The 15,877-nt window shown below is 41.9% G+C and carries 14 protein-coding genes; 9 read left to right on the forward strand and 5 right to left on the reverse strand.

The window, feature by feature from the left end; genetic code table 11:
• The first annotated feature begins 3 nt into the window (after positions 1-3).
• Positions 4-351 carry a cell division protein ZapA gene (zapA, locus tag HMPREF9193_RS09380; protein WP_021687890.1) on the forward strand — a complete coding sequence of 116 codons (348 nt, stop codon included), beginning with the start codon at positions 4-6 and terminating at the stop codon, positions 349-351.
• On the forward strand, positions 351-815 hold the full coding sequence (locus tag HMPREF9193_RS09385; protein WP_021687891.1) for a YaiI/YqxD family protein: 465 nt from the start codon (positions 351-353) through the stop codon (positions 813-815). The genes zapA and HMPREF9193_RS09385 overlap by 1 nt, the downstream gene beginning before the upstream one ends.
• Before the next feature lie 3 nt (positions 816-818).
• Here HMPREF9193_RS09385 and HMPREF9193_RS09390 read toward each other — a convergent pair whose 3' ends face one another.
• Both HMPREF9193_RS09390 and HMPREF9193_RS09395 read right to left on the reverse strand, forming a co-directional pair.
• A complete protein-coding gene (locus HMPREF9193_RS09390) occupies positions 819-2,060 on the reverse strand; it encodes a GAF and HD-GYP domain-containing protein (RefSeq protein ID WP_021687892.1) in 1,242 nt (413 codons plus the stop codon).
• 98 nt (positions 2,061-2,158) lie between these two features.
• Entirely contained in the window at positions 2,159-3,880 is a 1,722-nt protein-coding gene (locus HMPREF9193_RS09395; RefSeq protein WP_021687894.1) for an ABC transporter ATP-binding protein, read from the reverse strand.
• Between the two features lie 209 nt (positions 3,881-4,089).
• Between HMPREF9193_RS09395 and HMPREF9193_RS09400 the strand changes: the two genes are divergently transcribed.
• On the forward strand, positions 4,090-4,584 hold the full coding sequence (locus tag HMPREF9193_RS09400) for a DUF2147 domain-containing protein (RefSeq protein ID WP_021687895.1): 495 nt from the start codon (positions 4,090-4,092) through the stop codon (positions 4,582-4,584).
• Positions 4,585-4,697: 113 nt separating this feature from the next.
• Here the strand turns inward: HMPREF9193_RS09400 and HMPREF9193_RS09405 are convergent, their stop codons facing one another.
• The gene (locus HMPREF9193_RS09405; RefSeq protein ID WP_021687896.1) at positions 4,698-5,696 is read right to left on the reverse strand and encodes a hypothetical protein; all 999 of its coding nucleotides are present in this window, start codon (positions 5,694-5,696) and stop codon (positions 4,698-4,700) included.
• Positions 5,697-5,763: 67 nt separating this feature from the next.
• On the opposite strand from HMPREF9193_RS09405, the gene HMPREF9193_RS09410 reads away from it, so the two are divergent.
• The 5 genes from HMPREF9193_RS09410 (at position 5,764) to HMPREF9193_RS09430 (ending at position 11,795) form a co-directional block, all read left to right on the forward strand.
• Entirely contained in the window at positions 5,764-6,405 is a 642-nt protein-coding gene (locus HMPREF9193_RS09410) for a TetR/AcrR family transcriptional regulator (RefSeq protein ID WP_021687897.1), read from the forward strand.
• An 87-nt stretch (positions 6,406-6,492) separates the two neighbouring features.
• Entirely contained in the window at positions 6,493-8,925 is a 2,433-nt protein-coding gene (locus HMPREF9193_RS09415; RefSeq protein ID WP_021687898.1) for an efflux RND transporter permease subunit, read from the forward strand.
• A 53-nt stretch (positions 8,926-8,978) separates the two neighbouring features.
• Complete coding sequence (locus HMPREF9193_RS09420; RefSeq protein ID WP_040848207.1) at positions 8,979-9,764, forward strand: outer membrane lipoprotein-sorting protein; 786 nt, start codon at positions 8,979-8,981, stop codon at positions 9,762-9,764.
• Positions 9,765-9,808: 44 nt separating this feature from the next.
• Complete coding sequence (locus HMPREF9193_RS09425) at positions 9,809-10,246, forward strand: hypothetical protein (RefSeq protein ID WP_021687900.1); 438 nt, start codon at positions 9,809-9,811, stop codon at positions 10,244-10,246.
• Positions 10,247-10,250: 4 nt separating this feature from the next.
• Positions 10,251-11,795 carry a hypothetical protein gene (locus tag HMPREF9193_RS09430; RefSeq protein ID WP_021687901.1) on the forward strand — a complete coding sequence of 515 codons (1,545 nt, stop codon included), beginning with the start codon at positions 10,251-10,253 and terminating at the stop codon, positions 11,793-11,795.
• A 72-nt stretch (positions 11,796-11,867) separates the two neighbouring features.
• Here the strand turns inward: HMPREF9193_RS09430 and HMPREF9193_RS09435 are convergent, their stop codons facing one another.
• Positions 11,868-12,905 (reverse strand): S66 family peptidase, encoded by a 1,038-nt coding sequence (locus tag HMPREF9193_RS09435; RefSeq protein ID WP_021687902.1) that lies wholly within the window; start codon positions 12,903-12,905, stop codon positions 11,868-11,870.
• A gap of 203 nt (positions 12,906-13,108) precedes the next feature.
• Here HMPREF9193_RS09435 and HMPREF9193_RS09440 point away from each other — a divergent pair, with 203 nt between their 5' ends.
• On the forward strand, positions 13,109-15,031 hold the full coding sequence (locus tag HMPREF9193_RS09440; protein WP_021687904.1) for an IdeS/Mac family cysteine endopeptidase: 1,923 nt from the start codon (positions 13,109-13,111) through the stop codon (positions 15,029-15,031).
• 85 nt (positions 15,032-15,116) lie between these two features.
• Here the strand turns inward: HMPREF9193_RS09440 and HMPREF9193_RS09445 are convergent, their stop codons facing one another.
• Positions 15,117-15,851: a glycerophosphodiester phosphodiesterase gene (locus HMPREF9193_RS09445; RefSeq protein WP_021687905.1), complete on the reverse strand. Its 735-nt coding sequence runs from the start codon at positions 15,849-15,851 to the stop codon at positions 15,117-15,119.
• Between the last annotated feature and the right edge of the window lie 26 nt (positions 15,852-15,877).

Here is a 15,877-nt window from a genome sequence, read left to right on the forward strand (position 1 = left end):
GTTATGGGCACTTTAAACATTAACGTGCTGGGAACTTCATTTAAAATACAAGCAAAAGAAGACGATAGATATTTGGAAGAACTGCTCGCACGCTATAAAGCCGCAGCCGCTTACGTCGAACAAAGTGCCCACTTAAAAGACAGCTTAAAAATTGCCGTTATGGCAGGGATAACATTATGCGATGAAATTGCAAAGTTACAGCAAAAAACAACCGGAGCCGAAAAAACCGAATACAGCGGCAATGGTAGCGTTGACGGCAGCGTTGAGCGCAGCAAAAAAACAGAAGAATTGTTTGAAGCCGAACGCATTACGCTGCAAATGATAGAAAATTTGGATAAAGCGTTAAGCTAATGGAAAAACCGACGCTGTGGGTCGACGCCGATTCTTGTCCGGTAAGCGTACGCGATATGATTATCCGTTTTGCACAAAGACTTAAACTTCATGCGGTTTTTGCGGCAAACCGCCTTATTCCCCTACCCCGCTGCGATTTACTGACAATGGCGGTAACCGAAGCCCTGCCTGACAGTGCGGATAATTATATCGTACAAAATAGTACCGACAACGATATTGTCGTAACAAGGGACATTTTACTTGCCGAACGCTTATTAAAAAAAGGGGTTACGGTATTAAACGACCGCGGCGTTTTATATAGCACCGACAGTATCCGCGAACGTTTGTCGCTTCGCAACTTTAATTTACACTTGTATGAAAGCGGATGCGCCGGCGAAAGAACCGACAGTTTCGGAAAAAAAGAATTAAATGCATTTGCAAATAGTTTGGACAGAGAATTACACAAAAAGCTGCGCAGTCATTAACACTCAGCAGCTTTCCGGCCACGCTTCTTTTATTTTACGGATAATCGGCTGAATTTCCATAAACGCTTGTACGATTTCCGGATCAAAATGTTTGCCCGATTGTGCTTGAATTTCTGCAAGCACTTCTTCTTCGCTCCACGCTTTTTTATACACACGCTTTGAAGACAGTGCATCAAAAACATCCGCCAGCGCAACGATACGGGCTGCAAGCGGAATATCCTCCCCTGCCAAAGGCGTACCGTTTACCATAGAAACTGCATTTTCCTGCGTAACCTGCGTCATATCCACATTTCCCGGATATCCGCTTCCGTCCCAGTGTTCATGATGGTGCAAAGCGACATCGCGCGCCATAGCATCAAGCGGAGACTCTATACTGGGAAAAAGCAAAGCTCCTATAACGGTATGTGTTTTTATAATATCGTATTCTTCGCGGGTAAAAGCGCGCGGCAGCTTTAAAATAGCGTCGGGAATTCCGACTTTACCCACATCGTGCAGTATTGCGGATATCTTTAACATATCGCGGAATTTATTTTGCTCGCTAACATCGATACCGCGCTTAAACGCCCAGCGATCGTAAATTTCAACCGCATAACTTGAAACACGCTGAACATGCGAACCGGTTTCTTTAGGATCGCGAAGGCGTGCCATATTGATCATGCGCAAAACCATAGCCCGGGTAAGGCGTGCACGTTCAAGCGCTTGCACCGCACCGGAAGCAAAGTGGTTTATATACAGCTCATCGTTTTTATCGAATTCGACTATTTGCCCCTTTTCGTCGAGCGGGTTTATAATTTGCAAAACACCGAGGGTTTCTTTATTTCCGGTAATCAGCGGCACAGTTAAAATGGCTTTGGTACGGTAACCTGTAAGAGAATCGGGCTGTTTATTGAATTTATACGGCTTATCGTCGGGCAAAGTGTATGCGTCGGCAATATTTAAAATAGTACCGGTTAAAACGCTGTAACCTGAAATCGACTTTTCGTTTATTTCAAAAGAAAAAAAAGAAAACGGCAGTTTTTGTCCGCACTCGAGCATACGTTGTAAACTGTCGTTTTGCGCATACTTGATAGTCAGCATATTGTGCTTGCGTATGTAAATGGAACCGGCGTCCGCATTAACAATACTGCGCGCTTCGCTTAGTAAACGCTCCAGCAAAATATCAATGTCTTGAATTTCATTGAGTACTTTTTCCGATTCTATAATTGTTTGTAATTTTTTTTCGCGTGATACTGTTTGAATTGCCATATTATACCGATACGGCTTTATTATAACATGTACCGAACCTTCTGTCCACAGCGGTAAAAATCTGCTGCAAAACTGCAAAATCCGTTATATCAATAAAATTAATAACGATATTTTTCAGTTGCACTCGATTTTTCAATCATGTTGCGGTACAGTGCTGATTTTTGCAACAGTTCGGCATGAGTGCCTTCAGCATCGAGTTTGCCGTTATTCATTACGATGATTTTATCGACGTTTTCAACAGACTTTAAACGGTGAGAAATAATTACTACCGTTTTACCTTTAATAAGGCTATTAAGACTTTGCTGTATTTGCATTTCGTTTTCAACATCAAGTGAAGCGCTTATTTCATCCAAAATGATAATCGGTGCATTTTTTAAAAATGCACGGGCAATCGAAAGCCTTTGGCGCTCGCCTCCTGAAAGACGGCTGCCGTTTTCGCCGATGATTGTATCATAGCCTTGCGGCAAACGGGAAATAAATTCTTCGCAATGAGCAAAACGGGCAGCTTGTTTTACTTGTTCATCATCAGCATTTTTATTACCAAGGCGAATGTTTTCGAGTACCGATGTGTTAAACAAAGATACTTCTTGGAATACTATCGAAATTTTGTCGAACAAACTGTCCGTATCGATTTTATCTATTTCTTTACCGTCTATAAAAATATGCCCCTTATCGTAATCGTACAAGCGCGACATAAGACGCAGCACGGACGTTTTACCGCAGCCGGAAGGTCCGACAAGGGCAGTTACTTGGTTTTGTTTTGCAACAAACGAAAGCCCGTCTATTACTTTTCGCTCGGCATTATAAGAAAATTCCACATCTTTAAATTCAATATCGAAATTTTTAAGCTCAACTTTTTCGCCGGTTTGAATTTTCGTTTGGCGCAGTTCTTTAATGCGTTTAATTCGTGCGTCGATATACATCATTTCCGCAAGATTCATATATAAAGCGGCAACTGCATCTTTTATTTTTGCCCCGGCGATAATATAGCCTAATAAAAACAACAAAGATACTTCGCCGTTTGACAGCATCGGCACACCGAAAAGCAGCGTAAAACCTATCATAAAACTTAATACCGAAGCGCTCAGCGTCGTAGGACCGGCTTGTGCAAACTCAACCGGTATGTGCAGTTTTTCATCAAATCTTACTTCGCTTATCAGATTTTGCTGTACCGATTCGGCTTGACCGTAACTTTTTATTTCTTGATGAAGTTCAATCGCTTCTTGAAACGCTTCGCTCGTTTTACGCAGTTTTTGGTGATATTTACCGGTTTCCAAAACTTGCATTTTTTTCGATAATAATACCATGGCAAAACTGACAAATATAGGCACAATAATGCAAAGAGTGAGTTTTGCGTTCATAGCACACATTGCAGAGCATATAATAAGTAAATACAGCGCCATACCGAACGATTGGGGAATTGCATGACTCATCGCATGTTCAATCGCCGCAACGTCGGCTAAAATTACTTGCGATAAATCGGAAATGTCGTGTTTTGAAAAATACGAAAGCGGTAAACTTTTTAGAATATTCGCCACTTCAATGCGCAAGTTTGCACTTTCATTATAGGTTTCGCGGTACTGTGCATTATATGCTGCATACAAAATGATATACATAATAAGCACAACAATTGCAATGCTTGCAATAAAAAACGGCATAGGCTGTAAGCCGCCTTCAAGTACACCTTGGGCAAACAGCATAACTATCATCATCGGCAAAATATAAGCCAACGGCATTAAAGCCGAATAAAAACTTGCCTTTAAAAGACCTTTTGCCCCGCTTTCAGTAAGTGCGAATGTCCGTTTCAGTGCTTGTATCATACTAACTCTCCGCTAACCGTAGTGCCATAACCGACAGTACTGTCAGTTACAAAGTATACATAAACTAACTTTTATGTCAAGGGAAAGGTTTAACCGCAATTCGCCACCGCGCCGGAACCCGCTAGCTGCAAAAATCAGCCGAAATCTTGACAAACAATTGTATTCCTTTCATACTCTATGCATTGCCTTTGGCATTAAGGAGTTCATTTATGAAAAAATTGATTTTTATGCTTATACTTTTATGTACAGCCATTGCTGTTTTTGCAGCCGATCCGGTCGAAGGCTATTGGGTAAGCATTAACGAAGAAGGTAAATTGACTGCGCTCTGGCATATTTACCAAAAAGACGGTATTTTGTACGGCGAAATTCTTGCCGCCGCCGGAAAACCGCGCGACACTATTGCGAATGCGGTAAAGAAATCGTACAAAGATTTTCCGGTCAGCGGAATCGTAAACGAAATGCCTTTAATCGGAACACCTTGGATTTGGGGGCTTACGTCCAAATCAGAAGGACAGTGGGCAAACGGCAATATTATCGACCCTGCCGACGGTAAAGTGTATAAATGCAAAATCACTTTCCGAAAAGCGGATAACAAAAAATATAAAACGGACACCCTCGAAATGCGCGGAGAAATCGGCATGGGTATAGGACGCAGCCAGTTTTGGAAAAAATCCACACCGGAAGAAATAGATAACATACAATAAGTGTGCGTCATAGCAGCCCGCAGCAAAAACTTGCATGCGGGCTGTGTAAAAACTTTCAAATAAAATCCTGTACGCCGCTTCTTTTATAAATTATTGGCATCTAGGCACTATATTTATTCGATTCGCATAGCAGCAACAAAATCAAAATAACGCTCTGCGGACTCGGGGTAAATATCGCCGTAAGACTCAAGAAGAATAAAGTGTGTTATGCGGTCTTTGCAGCGATTATACTCCGTCTCGTGCGGAAACATCTTTTGCTCGGAATTATTTATCCTGTTGCTCGGTATAAACGGTTCTTCTATATCCAATTCGCAAGAAGATTTATACGGTGCTTTTACAATAGTGACTAAACCGCGAATATCTTCCTCTTCGCTGTTTTCCTGCAATTTGCTGCACTCATACGTTTTATAATGCTTGGGAAAACCTATATTAACTTTTCGTGTTTTCCCCAAAGATTTTAAAAACTTTTTTACGGGAATAGATTTTGATAAGATAGAAAAAATACTAATATTATATGGAACATTGCTGTTTGTTTTTTTATCAAAGGCAAACAAAGTCACCTGTATTTCCGTTGCGCCGTCTTGCAGACCTTGCCAACTTACTTCAGAATCCTTCGGAACCGGAATCCACAGTCGCAGCAAGCGCGAAAAAAGCCCCTTCCCTTCTTCACGGTAACCGACTTGAAACAAGCGGTCAGATTCTATATCCGATTTTCCATCATAATCAATAAAATTTTTCTTTAAATCTTGTAATAGAATATTTTCTTCTGCTTTAGTACCGCTTTTTTTATGATAGTCGATAAAATCGGCAATGGCCCATTTTTTCATAAAAGCAAGAGATTCGGCATATGCACACTCAGCTATACACGCAGGATTAATTTTTTTATCCGGTACCTGTTCAAAAATAAAATCGAATTGTTTTATCGATTCAAAAGGTTGAAGCGCACGTGCATAAAACGTACCCAAAAACCAGTTATAACGGTAATCTTTTTGTTTAAGTTGAGCCACCTCATTGTAACCTTGCACGGCTTTTTCATAAAATTCACCAGTATGCGCCCAAAATACCGATTTTGCAAGTTTTTTTATTGTTTTTTGCTGTAGTTTTAACGGCATCGAACAAGCTTGACAGTTTTACAGCGTCAACTTATAGTACTTATAGTAAAAGCGGAGAGCCGATAATATGAAAACCCCAAAAAGTGATACTTACACGGAAATCCTCAAAAATGCAAAAACGGAGTTTTTGCAAAACGGTTTTGAAAAAGCGTCGATGCGCTCCATTGCGGCGATGACCGGCATAACAGCAGGAGCTTTGTACAAGCACTTTCCGTCAAAAGCGGCAATCTTTGAAGAACTCGTACAGCCGGTTATTGCGCAAACTTTACACATCGGAACCGATTTTACTCAAATCGCAATGCATTTGTTTAAAACAAAAAATGAAGCGGCAGTAAAAGAAGCAATCCGCGCGCTTTTGCAGAATTTGTGTACCTTTGCCTATAGCCGCTTTGATGAGTTTAGACTTTTGTTTAACCGTTCTGCCGGAACAAAGTACGAAAACATCCGCCACGAATTTGTAATGGCAGATGTTAAAGCTTGTAAAAAATTCATCGCCGACTTAAAAAAAAGCGGAACCCGTTTACAGTCTTTTAATGATGAACAACTCCACTTAATTTACAGTGCAGCTTTAACGCCTTTTTTCGAAATTATCACCCACGAATACTCCTATAAAAAAACCCAAAGCTTTATGGATATATTGACCGACGTAATGTATTTTTGCTGGATAAAAATCATGCAGCCGGCAGAAGGTAGCCGACAAAATAAGTAATACATAGGGGCTCTTGACAATTTTGTAAGAAAAGTTATACTAAAAAAGTAAACACTGTTTACCACTTTTGTATTGCGAGAGGAACAAATGAAAACGGAAAGATTGCATAAGTTTTTTAAAAAAGTCGGCGTGTTTCAATTAAAATACCGCTGGCTTTGTCTTGCCTTGCTCGCGGCTGTAACGGTTGCGGGGATTTTGGGCGTAAAAAGCTTTAAGGTTAGCTCGGCGGATGAAGACGAATTTATTACGGTAAAAGAAACTGCCCAAAAAAACGACGCACGGTTTAAAGAACTGTTCGGTAGTAACGATTCGATTGTGCTGCTCTTTGAAGCTGACGATGTGTTTAAGCCGGAAGTACTGCAAGCGATTAAAGATATCGGTGCCGAGCTTTTGGAAAAAGTTCCGTATGCGGATTCGGTTACTTCCATTACCGATACGGATATTACCGTCGGTACGGATGAAGGAATTGAAATCACCAATCCGTTTAAAGACGGTATTCCTACGGACGCTGGCGCATTGCAAAAAGCGAAAGAGTTTATCCTTTCACGCAAGTCGATTGTCGATAAGCTTGTAACGAAGGATGCAACGGAAACATGGCTGGTACTTTCGCTTAAAGCGACACCGCCTGAAGAAGTGTGGAGCAAAACTTCGACAAAGGCGCCGATGTACGTTATCGGGGAAACGGCAATCGATATTGTTACAAGTTCGAAATATCAAAGCGCCGCCTATACGATAAAGCCTGCAGGACTCCCGTATACCGAAACGGAAGAGCAAGTAATATCGAGGCGCGAGTCCGGAAAAAGCGTGGGCTTAAGTTTTCTTTGTATGATTATTTTGCTGGTTGTGTTTACCCGATCGCTGCGCGGAACGCTCGTACCCCTGTTTGCAACTGTTTTTGCCATTACTACCGTGCTCGGGTTTATGGGCTTTTTGCACATTACGGGAAAGTCGGAGATGATGTCGGTGCCGATTGTCCTTGCGATGGCGCTTTCGGTCGGGTATTCGATTCACTTGGTCAATTCGTTTAAGACAAGTTTTTATGAACTCGGCAAGCGAAAAGAAGCCGTTATCGCTTCGATTGAAAACACTGGATGGCCGCTTTTTTTTACGGTGGTTACCACAGCCGTTTCGGTACTGTCGTTTTTAACCACCGACCTCAAGCCCATGCGTTGGATGGGAGCTGCAAGCGCCGCGATGGTGTTCGCCGTCTATATCTATGTGAGCGTTTTAATTCCGATTTTGATGAGCTTCGGCAAAGATATTGCAGTTACTACGGAAAACTCAGACGGCAAAGTCTGCTCGAGCGCAGCAATGAACAATACCGCTGTTTCCGCTCACAATGCAAAAGCCGCGCGTGCCCAAAAATTAGACGAGCGATTTGAGCGATTCGGACAAGCCGTTATCAAAAAGCGTAAAGCGGTAATTGTTGCATTTATAGTCGTTACCGCCGCATGTATTCCGGCACTCTTTAGAATAGAAGTCAATATGGACAGCTTTAAATTTATGGGCTTGCGCATTCCGTACATCAAGCGTCTGTACGAAATTACACAGTCGCAGCTCGGCTCCTATTTTAACTACAACATCATGCTCACCTTTGATGAAGACGATGCGGTTAAAAATCCGGAAGTCTTAAAAAAAGTCGATGAACTCAGTTCGCTCATCGGAACGTTCCGATTGACGAAATTGAATAACGGCGTGCCGAAAATCTTTTCTATTTTGGATATTGTCAAAGAGATGAACCAAACCATGCATTCCGACGATCCTGCTTTTTATACGATTCCCGACGACGAAGATTTGCTTGCACAGCTGTTGTTCCTGTACGAGATTTCAGGCGGACAAACATCGCGTTGGGTTGACGAAGAGTTCCGTACGCTCCGCATGGCGGTTGACGTTGCCTCGTATGACGCGAACGAACTTGCGGCAAATATGAAAACCATCGAGCAAACGTGCGCGCAGCTTTTTCCGCAAGCGGACTGCCATTTAATCGGATCTGCCGTGCAATTTGCAGAATTGAACAATAAAATCGTATTCGGCGAATTGTATTCTTTTTTAACTTCACTCGTCGCAATTGCAATTTTAATGATGCTTGTGTTCGGCAGCGTTAAGATGGGGCTAATCGGACTTATTCCTAACGTATTCCCCGTCATCATCATAGGCGCAATTATGGGTTATCTCGACATTCCGCTGGATATCATAACAATGGCGATTATGCCGATGATACTCGGTATTGCCGTTGACGACACCATTCACTTTACCAATCATACCAAGTATCTTTTTGAAAAAGAAAAATCATACGGCAGCGCAATTTTCGGAACGTTTTATTCCATCGGAAAGACGCTCGCAATGACAACGATTATTTTGTCGGCAACTTTTTTAGTATACCTGACAAACAATATCGCCGCGATTTTGCGCCTCGGCGTATTGGCTGCCGTCGGTCTTTCGGCTGCCCTCGCCGCCGACTATTTTATGACACCGGTATTGATTTATATGAGTAAGCCGTTCGGAAAAGAGGAAAAATAATTGGTAATTAGCATACGTAAGAGAAACGTGTGAAAAAAATGAAAGGAGTTTTTATGAAAACAATAACAAAACAATTGATTGCGCTTGCCGTATTTGCGGCAGCTGCAGGGTCGGCTTTTGCACAAGGGCTAACGGGTAAAGAGATTATGCAAAAGGTTGATAAGCGTGAAAAGGCGGCAAGCGATTCCTTTACAATGCGCATGACGCTGACCAACGCAGGAGGCAAAAAACGGGTACGCGAAGTTACGGCATATTCAAAAGATTACGGCAGCGAGAAAAAAACGGTGATGGTGTTTATGCTGCCCGCCGATGTAAAGGGCGTCGGCTACCTTTCTTTTTCGTATGACGATGCATCAAAAAATGACGACCGCTGGCTTTATATACCTGCGCTTAAAAAGGCAAAGCGCATTTCCGGCTCTTCAAGTCAAGACTACTTTATGGGTACCGATTTTACCTACGACGATATAAGCGGGCACAAAATCGATGACTACACGTACACGCTGCTTGCAGAAGAAACCGTCGACGGAAAAAACTGCTGGAAGATTGAATCGGTTCCGATAAAAAAATCGATGTATTCGAAATACGTTTCGTGGATCGATAAAGAATCGCTCGTGCAGGTAAAGGCGGAATTTTACGACGAACAGGGAACGCTACTAAAAGTGCTGACGGTAAGCGGTATCGAAAAAAAAGACGGCTTTTGGACTGCGGATAAAATGGAAATGAACAACTTGCAAAAAAAACATACAACCCTTATCGAAACGCTCAAGCACGAGTTCAACAAAAACATCTCCGATTCATACTTTAGGGTTAGCTCGCTTGAGGAAGGGAAGATTAGGTAATACTTTTGAAAATATCTTGAGATATGTGACAGGAATGGGAGTTTATGTCAACGATAAAAAAGAAAAATAACATCTGGTATTTTGATGATTATTTTGAGTCTCTTCGTAAAAAAGAAAATGAGATAGCAACTTCCATCAGGCAGTTTGTTTTAGATCCTAAAAGGTATTTATTTAATACAAAAGAAACTCTTCACGATGCCGTTTTGACTGAATTTAAATTCACTATATTGAAAAATGAAGATAAATTAACTATGAAATTTTTATCTCCTTACCATGATAGATATTTTACATTTATTTTTAAAGATATCGTACATATTCGCTTTAAGACGGATAATAAGAATTTTAAAAATAATGATCTGATAATTCATCAATTTTCATTAAAGCCGAAAGGAGTATACGAGTATGTTTTTATCTTTGCCGACGGTCAGAAGGTAACTATAAAATTCAAGCGGCTTGAAATTATCGAAAAAAAGGAGCAATGACACTATGAACACAACACAAAGAAAACACGGGGCACCGTTTGCGTTTTGGGCGCTGTTTTTTGCACTACTATTGCTGCCTTGCACTGCGCAGGAAGCGCCGGAGAGACCGGACAACGACGGATCGCAAGGAACGGTTCAAGCAGCGGAATCTTCTTCCGCCAGTACGATTGAATATCAAGCGACCGATACGGCAGACGATGCTGTAGGCGATAACGAGGCTGACGATTTTGCCACCGCTTTGGAAGATGAGGACAGTGCAAAACCGTTATTTACGCTCAGCGGCAAAATCGAAACGCTGCACGGAGTCCGCTGGAATAGTGATAAAAGCAATGTTGAATACGGGGCATCGCGTTCGATTGCGAAGATAAAAGGAGAGGTGTCCGCGGGTTCTTCGTATGCAGTTGTTTCTGCAGCCGCTGAATACAATTACCGCAATCTCGCGCGCACGGGGTTCCGCTTGAACGAAGCCTATTACCGCTATTCGGGTAATATTTGGGATATCAGCGTGGGACGGCAGGTAATTGCGTGGGGACAGGCAGATGGGTTTAAGCTTACCGATGTGTTAAGTGCGCGGGACAGCTCGGAGTTTACCGCCTTTAACGGCGATGATGCGCGGCTTTCGTCTGACAGTGCCCGCTTGCGCTTTTTTCACGATTTTTTTACGTTTGAAGCGGTCGCCGTTCCTTTTTTTACACCGAACAAGCTACCGCGTTTCGGCTTTGAAGACGGCGCAAAAGACGCTCCGTACTATATCGATACACCGGACACTTTTGATACACCGTTCGGCTCCGTTCCGGTTAAGTACACAAAAACGGAAAGTGCAAAACCGAGGATGTTTACCGACACGGAAGCGGCCGTCCGCTTTTCGTTCTTTTTACCCGGTATCGATTTCTCGGTTTCAGGTTTTTACGGCTGGGATAAAACGCCGCGCTATGTAAAAAGCGGGTATGCAAAATTGAATGCAATGCATCTACCGGAAAAGGCTTTTCTTACACTAAACCAAGAATATTACCGTATCGGAATGGCGGGGATTGATGCGGCAATTCCTGCAGGCGATGTAACAATCAGGCTGGAAACCGCGTGGGTCGGCGGCCGCTATTTTGAACCGAAAAATCAAAATCCTATTCCAGGGGTGCCCAGTGCGGGTGGTATACCGTTCACTTTTAACCCCGCACTGCAAAAACACCAGCTATTGGCTCTTGCAGGCCTTGATTGGATTAAGAATTCGTGGACACTGAGCACACAGTATTTTGAAGACCTCATCCTCGATCACAAAGACGATATAGAGCGCCCGATGCACAAGGGTTTTGTCAGCCTAAACCTGAGTAAAACCTTTTTGCGCGACACGCTTAAGCTTTCGGCAAGCGGAGCTGTCGACGTAAACTACGGTAGCACATCAAGCACTTATTCAGCCGCCTACTCGCTCACCGATAACATACAGTTTTTGCTCGGAGGTGATGTGTATACCAAAGGTTACGACGGCAAAGGCGATTTTGCAGCTTTGCACAAAATAAGCGCTGTTTGGCTGAAAGGTACGTTTACGTGGTAAAAACTCGTATGGTAAAAGCGGAGCGTGCCGTAAATCGGCACAGCCGGGGTTTGTAAAAAACAAAAACGGCTTTTAAAGTGTTGCGCTTTCCATAAGACGGAAGGTTTGCTTATCGCAATCGATTTCATACGTTAAACCGAGCGGAAACAAACCGATAGGATAGGCATGCCCTACGTTTACGTTAAACAAAACGGGAAGTTCCGCATGCCCCGCTTCAAAACCGACAACAGTTTTATACACTTCCTTATAAGCTTGCGCTTTATCGGAAAAAGCGGGCTTTCCGACAACAATGCCACTGATTACGTCAAAAATTCCCTGTGCGCACAGGTTTCGTAAAACCGCTTTTAACATGCCGGCTGACATATTTTCTTCGCTTGTTTCCAGCAAAAGCAATTTACCTTTCCATTGATCAAGCGAGGGCCAAAGCGGCGTACCGATTAAATTCAAAAAAACGTCAACACAGCCGCCCAAAAGTTCGCCGCGGACAACACCGCTTCCCTGCACGATTTCGTAACCCGTATTCGCAAAACGGGGCGTTGCTTTATGCATATTTTCTTCGCCCCACATCACTTTATCGGTATCGTAACTGCAATACGAGCTACACGGAATATCGAGCGTGTTTTGAGGATAAAACAGCGTTTGTTCCATCGCTTGCTTTGTATATTCGTTTATCGAAACATATTCGGCAATGTTTACCATGACGGACAAACCGTAGTAAGAAACCAAGCCCGCTTTATACATCATAAAGTGATTTACCGTTGTATCGGAAAAACCCGTAAAGATTTTCGGATTGTTTTTTATAACGTCAAAATCGATATACGGTAACAAACGGATCGCATCCTCGCCGCCGATTGCACAAAACACGGCTTTAACTTCGGAATTTTTAAACGCGTCCATTAAGTCCTGTGCTCTCGCTTCAGGGTGTTTGTACAAATAGTCAATACCTTTAAGCGCATTGGGCATAGCAACAACATGCAAACCGTAGTTTTTTTCCAAGCGCTGTTTTGCAATGTCATATTTATGAATAAAGACACTTTCGCCCAAAAGTCCGCTCGAAAGCGAAACAATTGCAACCGTATCACCTTTTACTAAATGTTGAGGTTTAAGCATATTATCCCCTTTTTAGCCAGTATAGCGCTTTTATATAAAAAAGAAAAGCCACGCATAAAAGTCATAAAAGTGATGTATAAAAACTATAAAACAGCAAAGTTTTCTAAACATTTCCATTGTTTTCTAATATTTTCACTCTTTACTATGAATTTTCGCTTGACCGTTCAAAAAAAATAATGTACATTATATAATGGAGATTTAAAATGAACAAAAACAAAATATTTATACATATACTGTGTGCCGTTTTTTTACTTGCTTCGTGCAAAAACGATTATGTGGCAGAGCTTGAACATGCTCATAAAACCGTTCCAGTTACGGAAATTTATTTTCCCGATGGTAATTCCGTTTCTCGTGTAAAAGGAAGTACGTATAAAATAAAAGCGGTAGTTTTACCTGCACATGCAACGGATAAAAAATTGACTTATTCGTCAAACGATAACGAAAAAGTGTCGGTCAGCCCTAACGGTGAAATTACGGCACATAAAGTAGGCGGTCCTGTAACTGTTACGGTAACAGCCGCAAACGGTATACAAAAAACAATAAGCGTTACCGTTACACCGGAACCTGTTGCCGTTACAGGCATAGAATTTGAAGAAACACCGCCCGCCTCTTTGATTATCGGCGATACCTATAAACTCAAGGCGAAAGTAGAGCCCGATAACGCGACCGATAAGTCCCTTACTTACGCCGCCGATAACAACAACGTACTCGTTGACGAAGACGGCACGGTAACTGCCCAATCGGAAGGTTCCGTAATCATAACCGTAGCGTCCAAAAGCACCCCCGCCGTTACAAAAACGGTTACGTTCACAGTCAAAAAGAAGCCGCAAATCAAATACGAATCAATACAAGCCGTTATGATCGCAAGCGCTGCCGGTACATATACGTTCGAGGTGCAAACGATAGACGGCAAATTGGATTACGAGCCGTGCTTTACATCAAGTACCTTGCCGTGGGTTTCGGGAGCGCCGACAATCACTTCACGCGACGATCCGGATAAGGATGTAATTTCGTTTACCTGTCTCAAAAACAAAACCGTATGGGACAGGGGTGCATACATTAAATTCAAAGACAAAAAAACAGGTCAATATATTAAAGGCGCTGACGGAAAAGATCTTGAAGCGAAAATACTGCAAAAACGCAATGAAAATCCTGTTGTGCATTACAAATGGGTCGACGGAATAGGCAGCCCTGCTGAAAACGAAAAAGAAAAAGTAGGAATAAACAATAACGGCATACCTACAGGGGACACGTACCCACAGTCATACGTGTTCAAATGGAAAGAAACTGCTAACACAAAATTTTACAATGTGCGGAAATTAGACAAGTTGTATGTACAAGGGCAATTTCCAAATGATTATTTTGTGATAAAAGGTATATACGGTGAAGAGAGACAAGGAAAAGATCTTAGCCAATGCTGGGCTAAAACCGCTTCCAATATGCTGCACTGGTGGTTTGAACAAAATAAAGAATATATTGAACAGTATAAACAGAAAACCAATATTGAAGCACAAAAACTGCCTTTATATAAGCATGATTATATCCGAGGCTTGCAGGATGAAGAAGAAAACAAAAAAAGTAACATAGCCAATATCTTTAGAGCATATACCCATAACAATCCCCGAGGCGGTTACATAGAAGACGGGCTGACATGGTACCTGTATAAAAGAGATGCTCAAAAAACTTTAGGTTCAATCTATCCCGGGCTATTCAATGATGTTTTCACGCATGATACAAGCCCTATTACTATTGAGCGATGTGAAACAAAAGCCGAATTTGAACAGCTTATGAACAAAGCCCTTGATAACAAACGGGCAATAGGAATTTTTTGGCAGGGTTCTAAAGGTAACAAACCATACCAACATGCCGTAACGTGTTGGGGTGCAGCCTATGACGAAGAAAATAATATTATCTGCCTCTATATTGCAGAATCGAATTTAACAGAAGCGGTCCTCTATCCATTCGGCGTTAGATACAAAGGCAATATATATGAGGAAGCTGAAAAGAATAGAACATATATGTTCAATTATGCGTTAGGCAAACCTGAAAACATCTATATTGATGGTCTTACTACCTTGGATAAGGGCGAAGAGCAGTGGAAAGCATGGCAGGATAAAAATCCGTAATCCACTATTACACAATTTATAGAAAAAACTTCTTAATAAAATATAGTTAAAAAGAGGTGCTCAAAACGAGCGCCTCTTTTTATTTTTAAACATTTAAACTGTCAAGAACATCTTTGGTTCTCTCCGGAAAATTACCGATTATACCGTCTACGCCCGCTTTTGCCATAGCGATAATGTCTTCCGCTTCATTTACCGTATAGCAGTAAATCTTAAGTCCGCAGTCTTTAACTTGTTTTACCACTTCCGGCACAAGGTTATGAAAGTCGGGATTAAAACACTGCACTCCGTGTTTTTTTATATACGGTCCTACATCGATAAACCACGCTTCCGTTAAAAACCCATATTCAAGCTCCGGAGCTATTTTTTTCATACGCATAACCGTATAATGATTAAAACTGGAAATAAGCACTTTTTTTTGCAGTTTGTATTTACATATCAAATCATAAACCATACGTTCCATAGGCAAATATTCATATTTTCCGGTTTTCATTTCGATATTGGTAACAAGCGGCAAATCTTTTACATATTCAAAATATTCTTCAAGGGTCGGAATTCGGTTTACTCCCATTTTACCGGTGTAACCAGCAGAAGCATCCAATTTTTGCAACTCTTCCAGCGTTATATCCTTTATATATCCCCTGCCGTTTGTAGTGCGGTCTACCGTTTCATCGTGGCAGATTACAATCCGGTTATCTTTAGAAAGCTGCACATCAAGTTCAATTCCGTCAGCTCCCGCTTCTACTGCTTTTTTAAAAGCAAGCATCGTATTTTCCGGATATTTTCCGCTGTATCCGCGATGAGCAAAGTTTTTTGGCTTCATTATACTCCTCTCAATTTATAAAACTA

The organism is Treponema lecithinolyticum ATCC 700332 (assembly GCA_000468055.1).
In the GTDB taxonomy this organism is placed as follows: domain Bacteria; phylum Spirochaetota; class Spirochaetia; order Treponematales; family Treponemataceae; genus Treponema_C; species Treponema_C lecithinolyticum.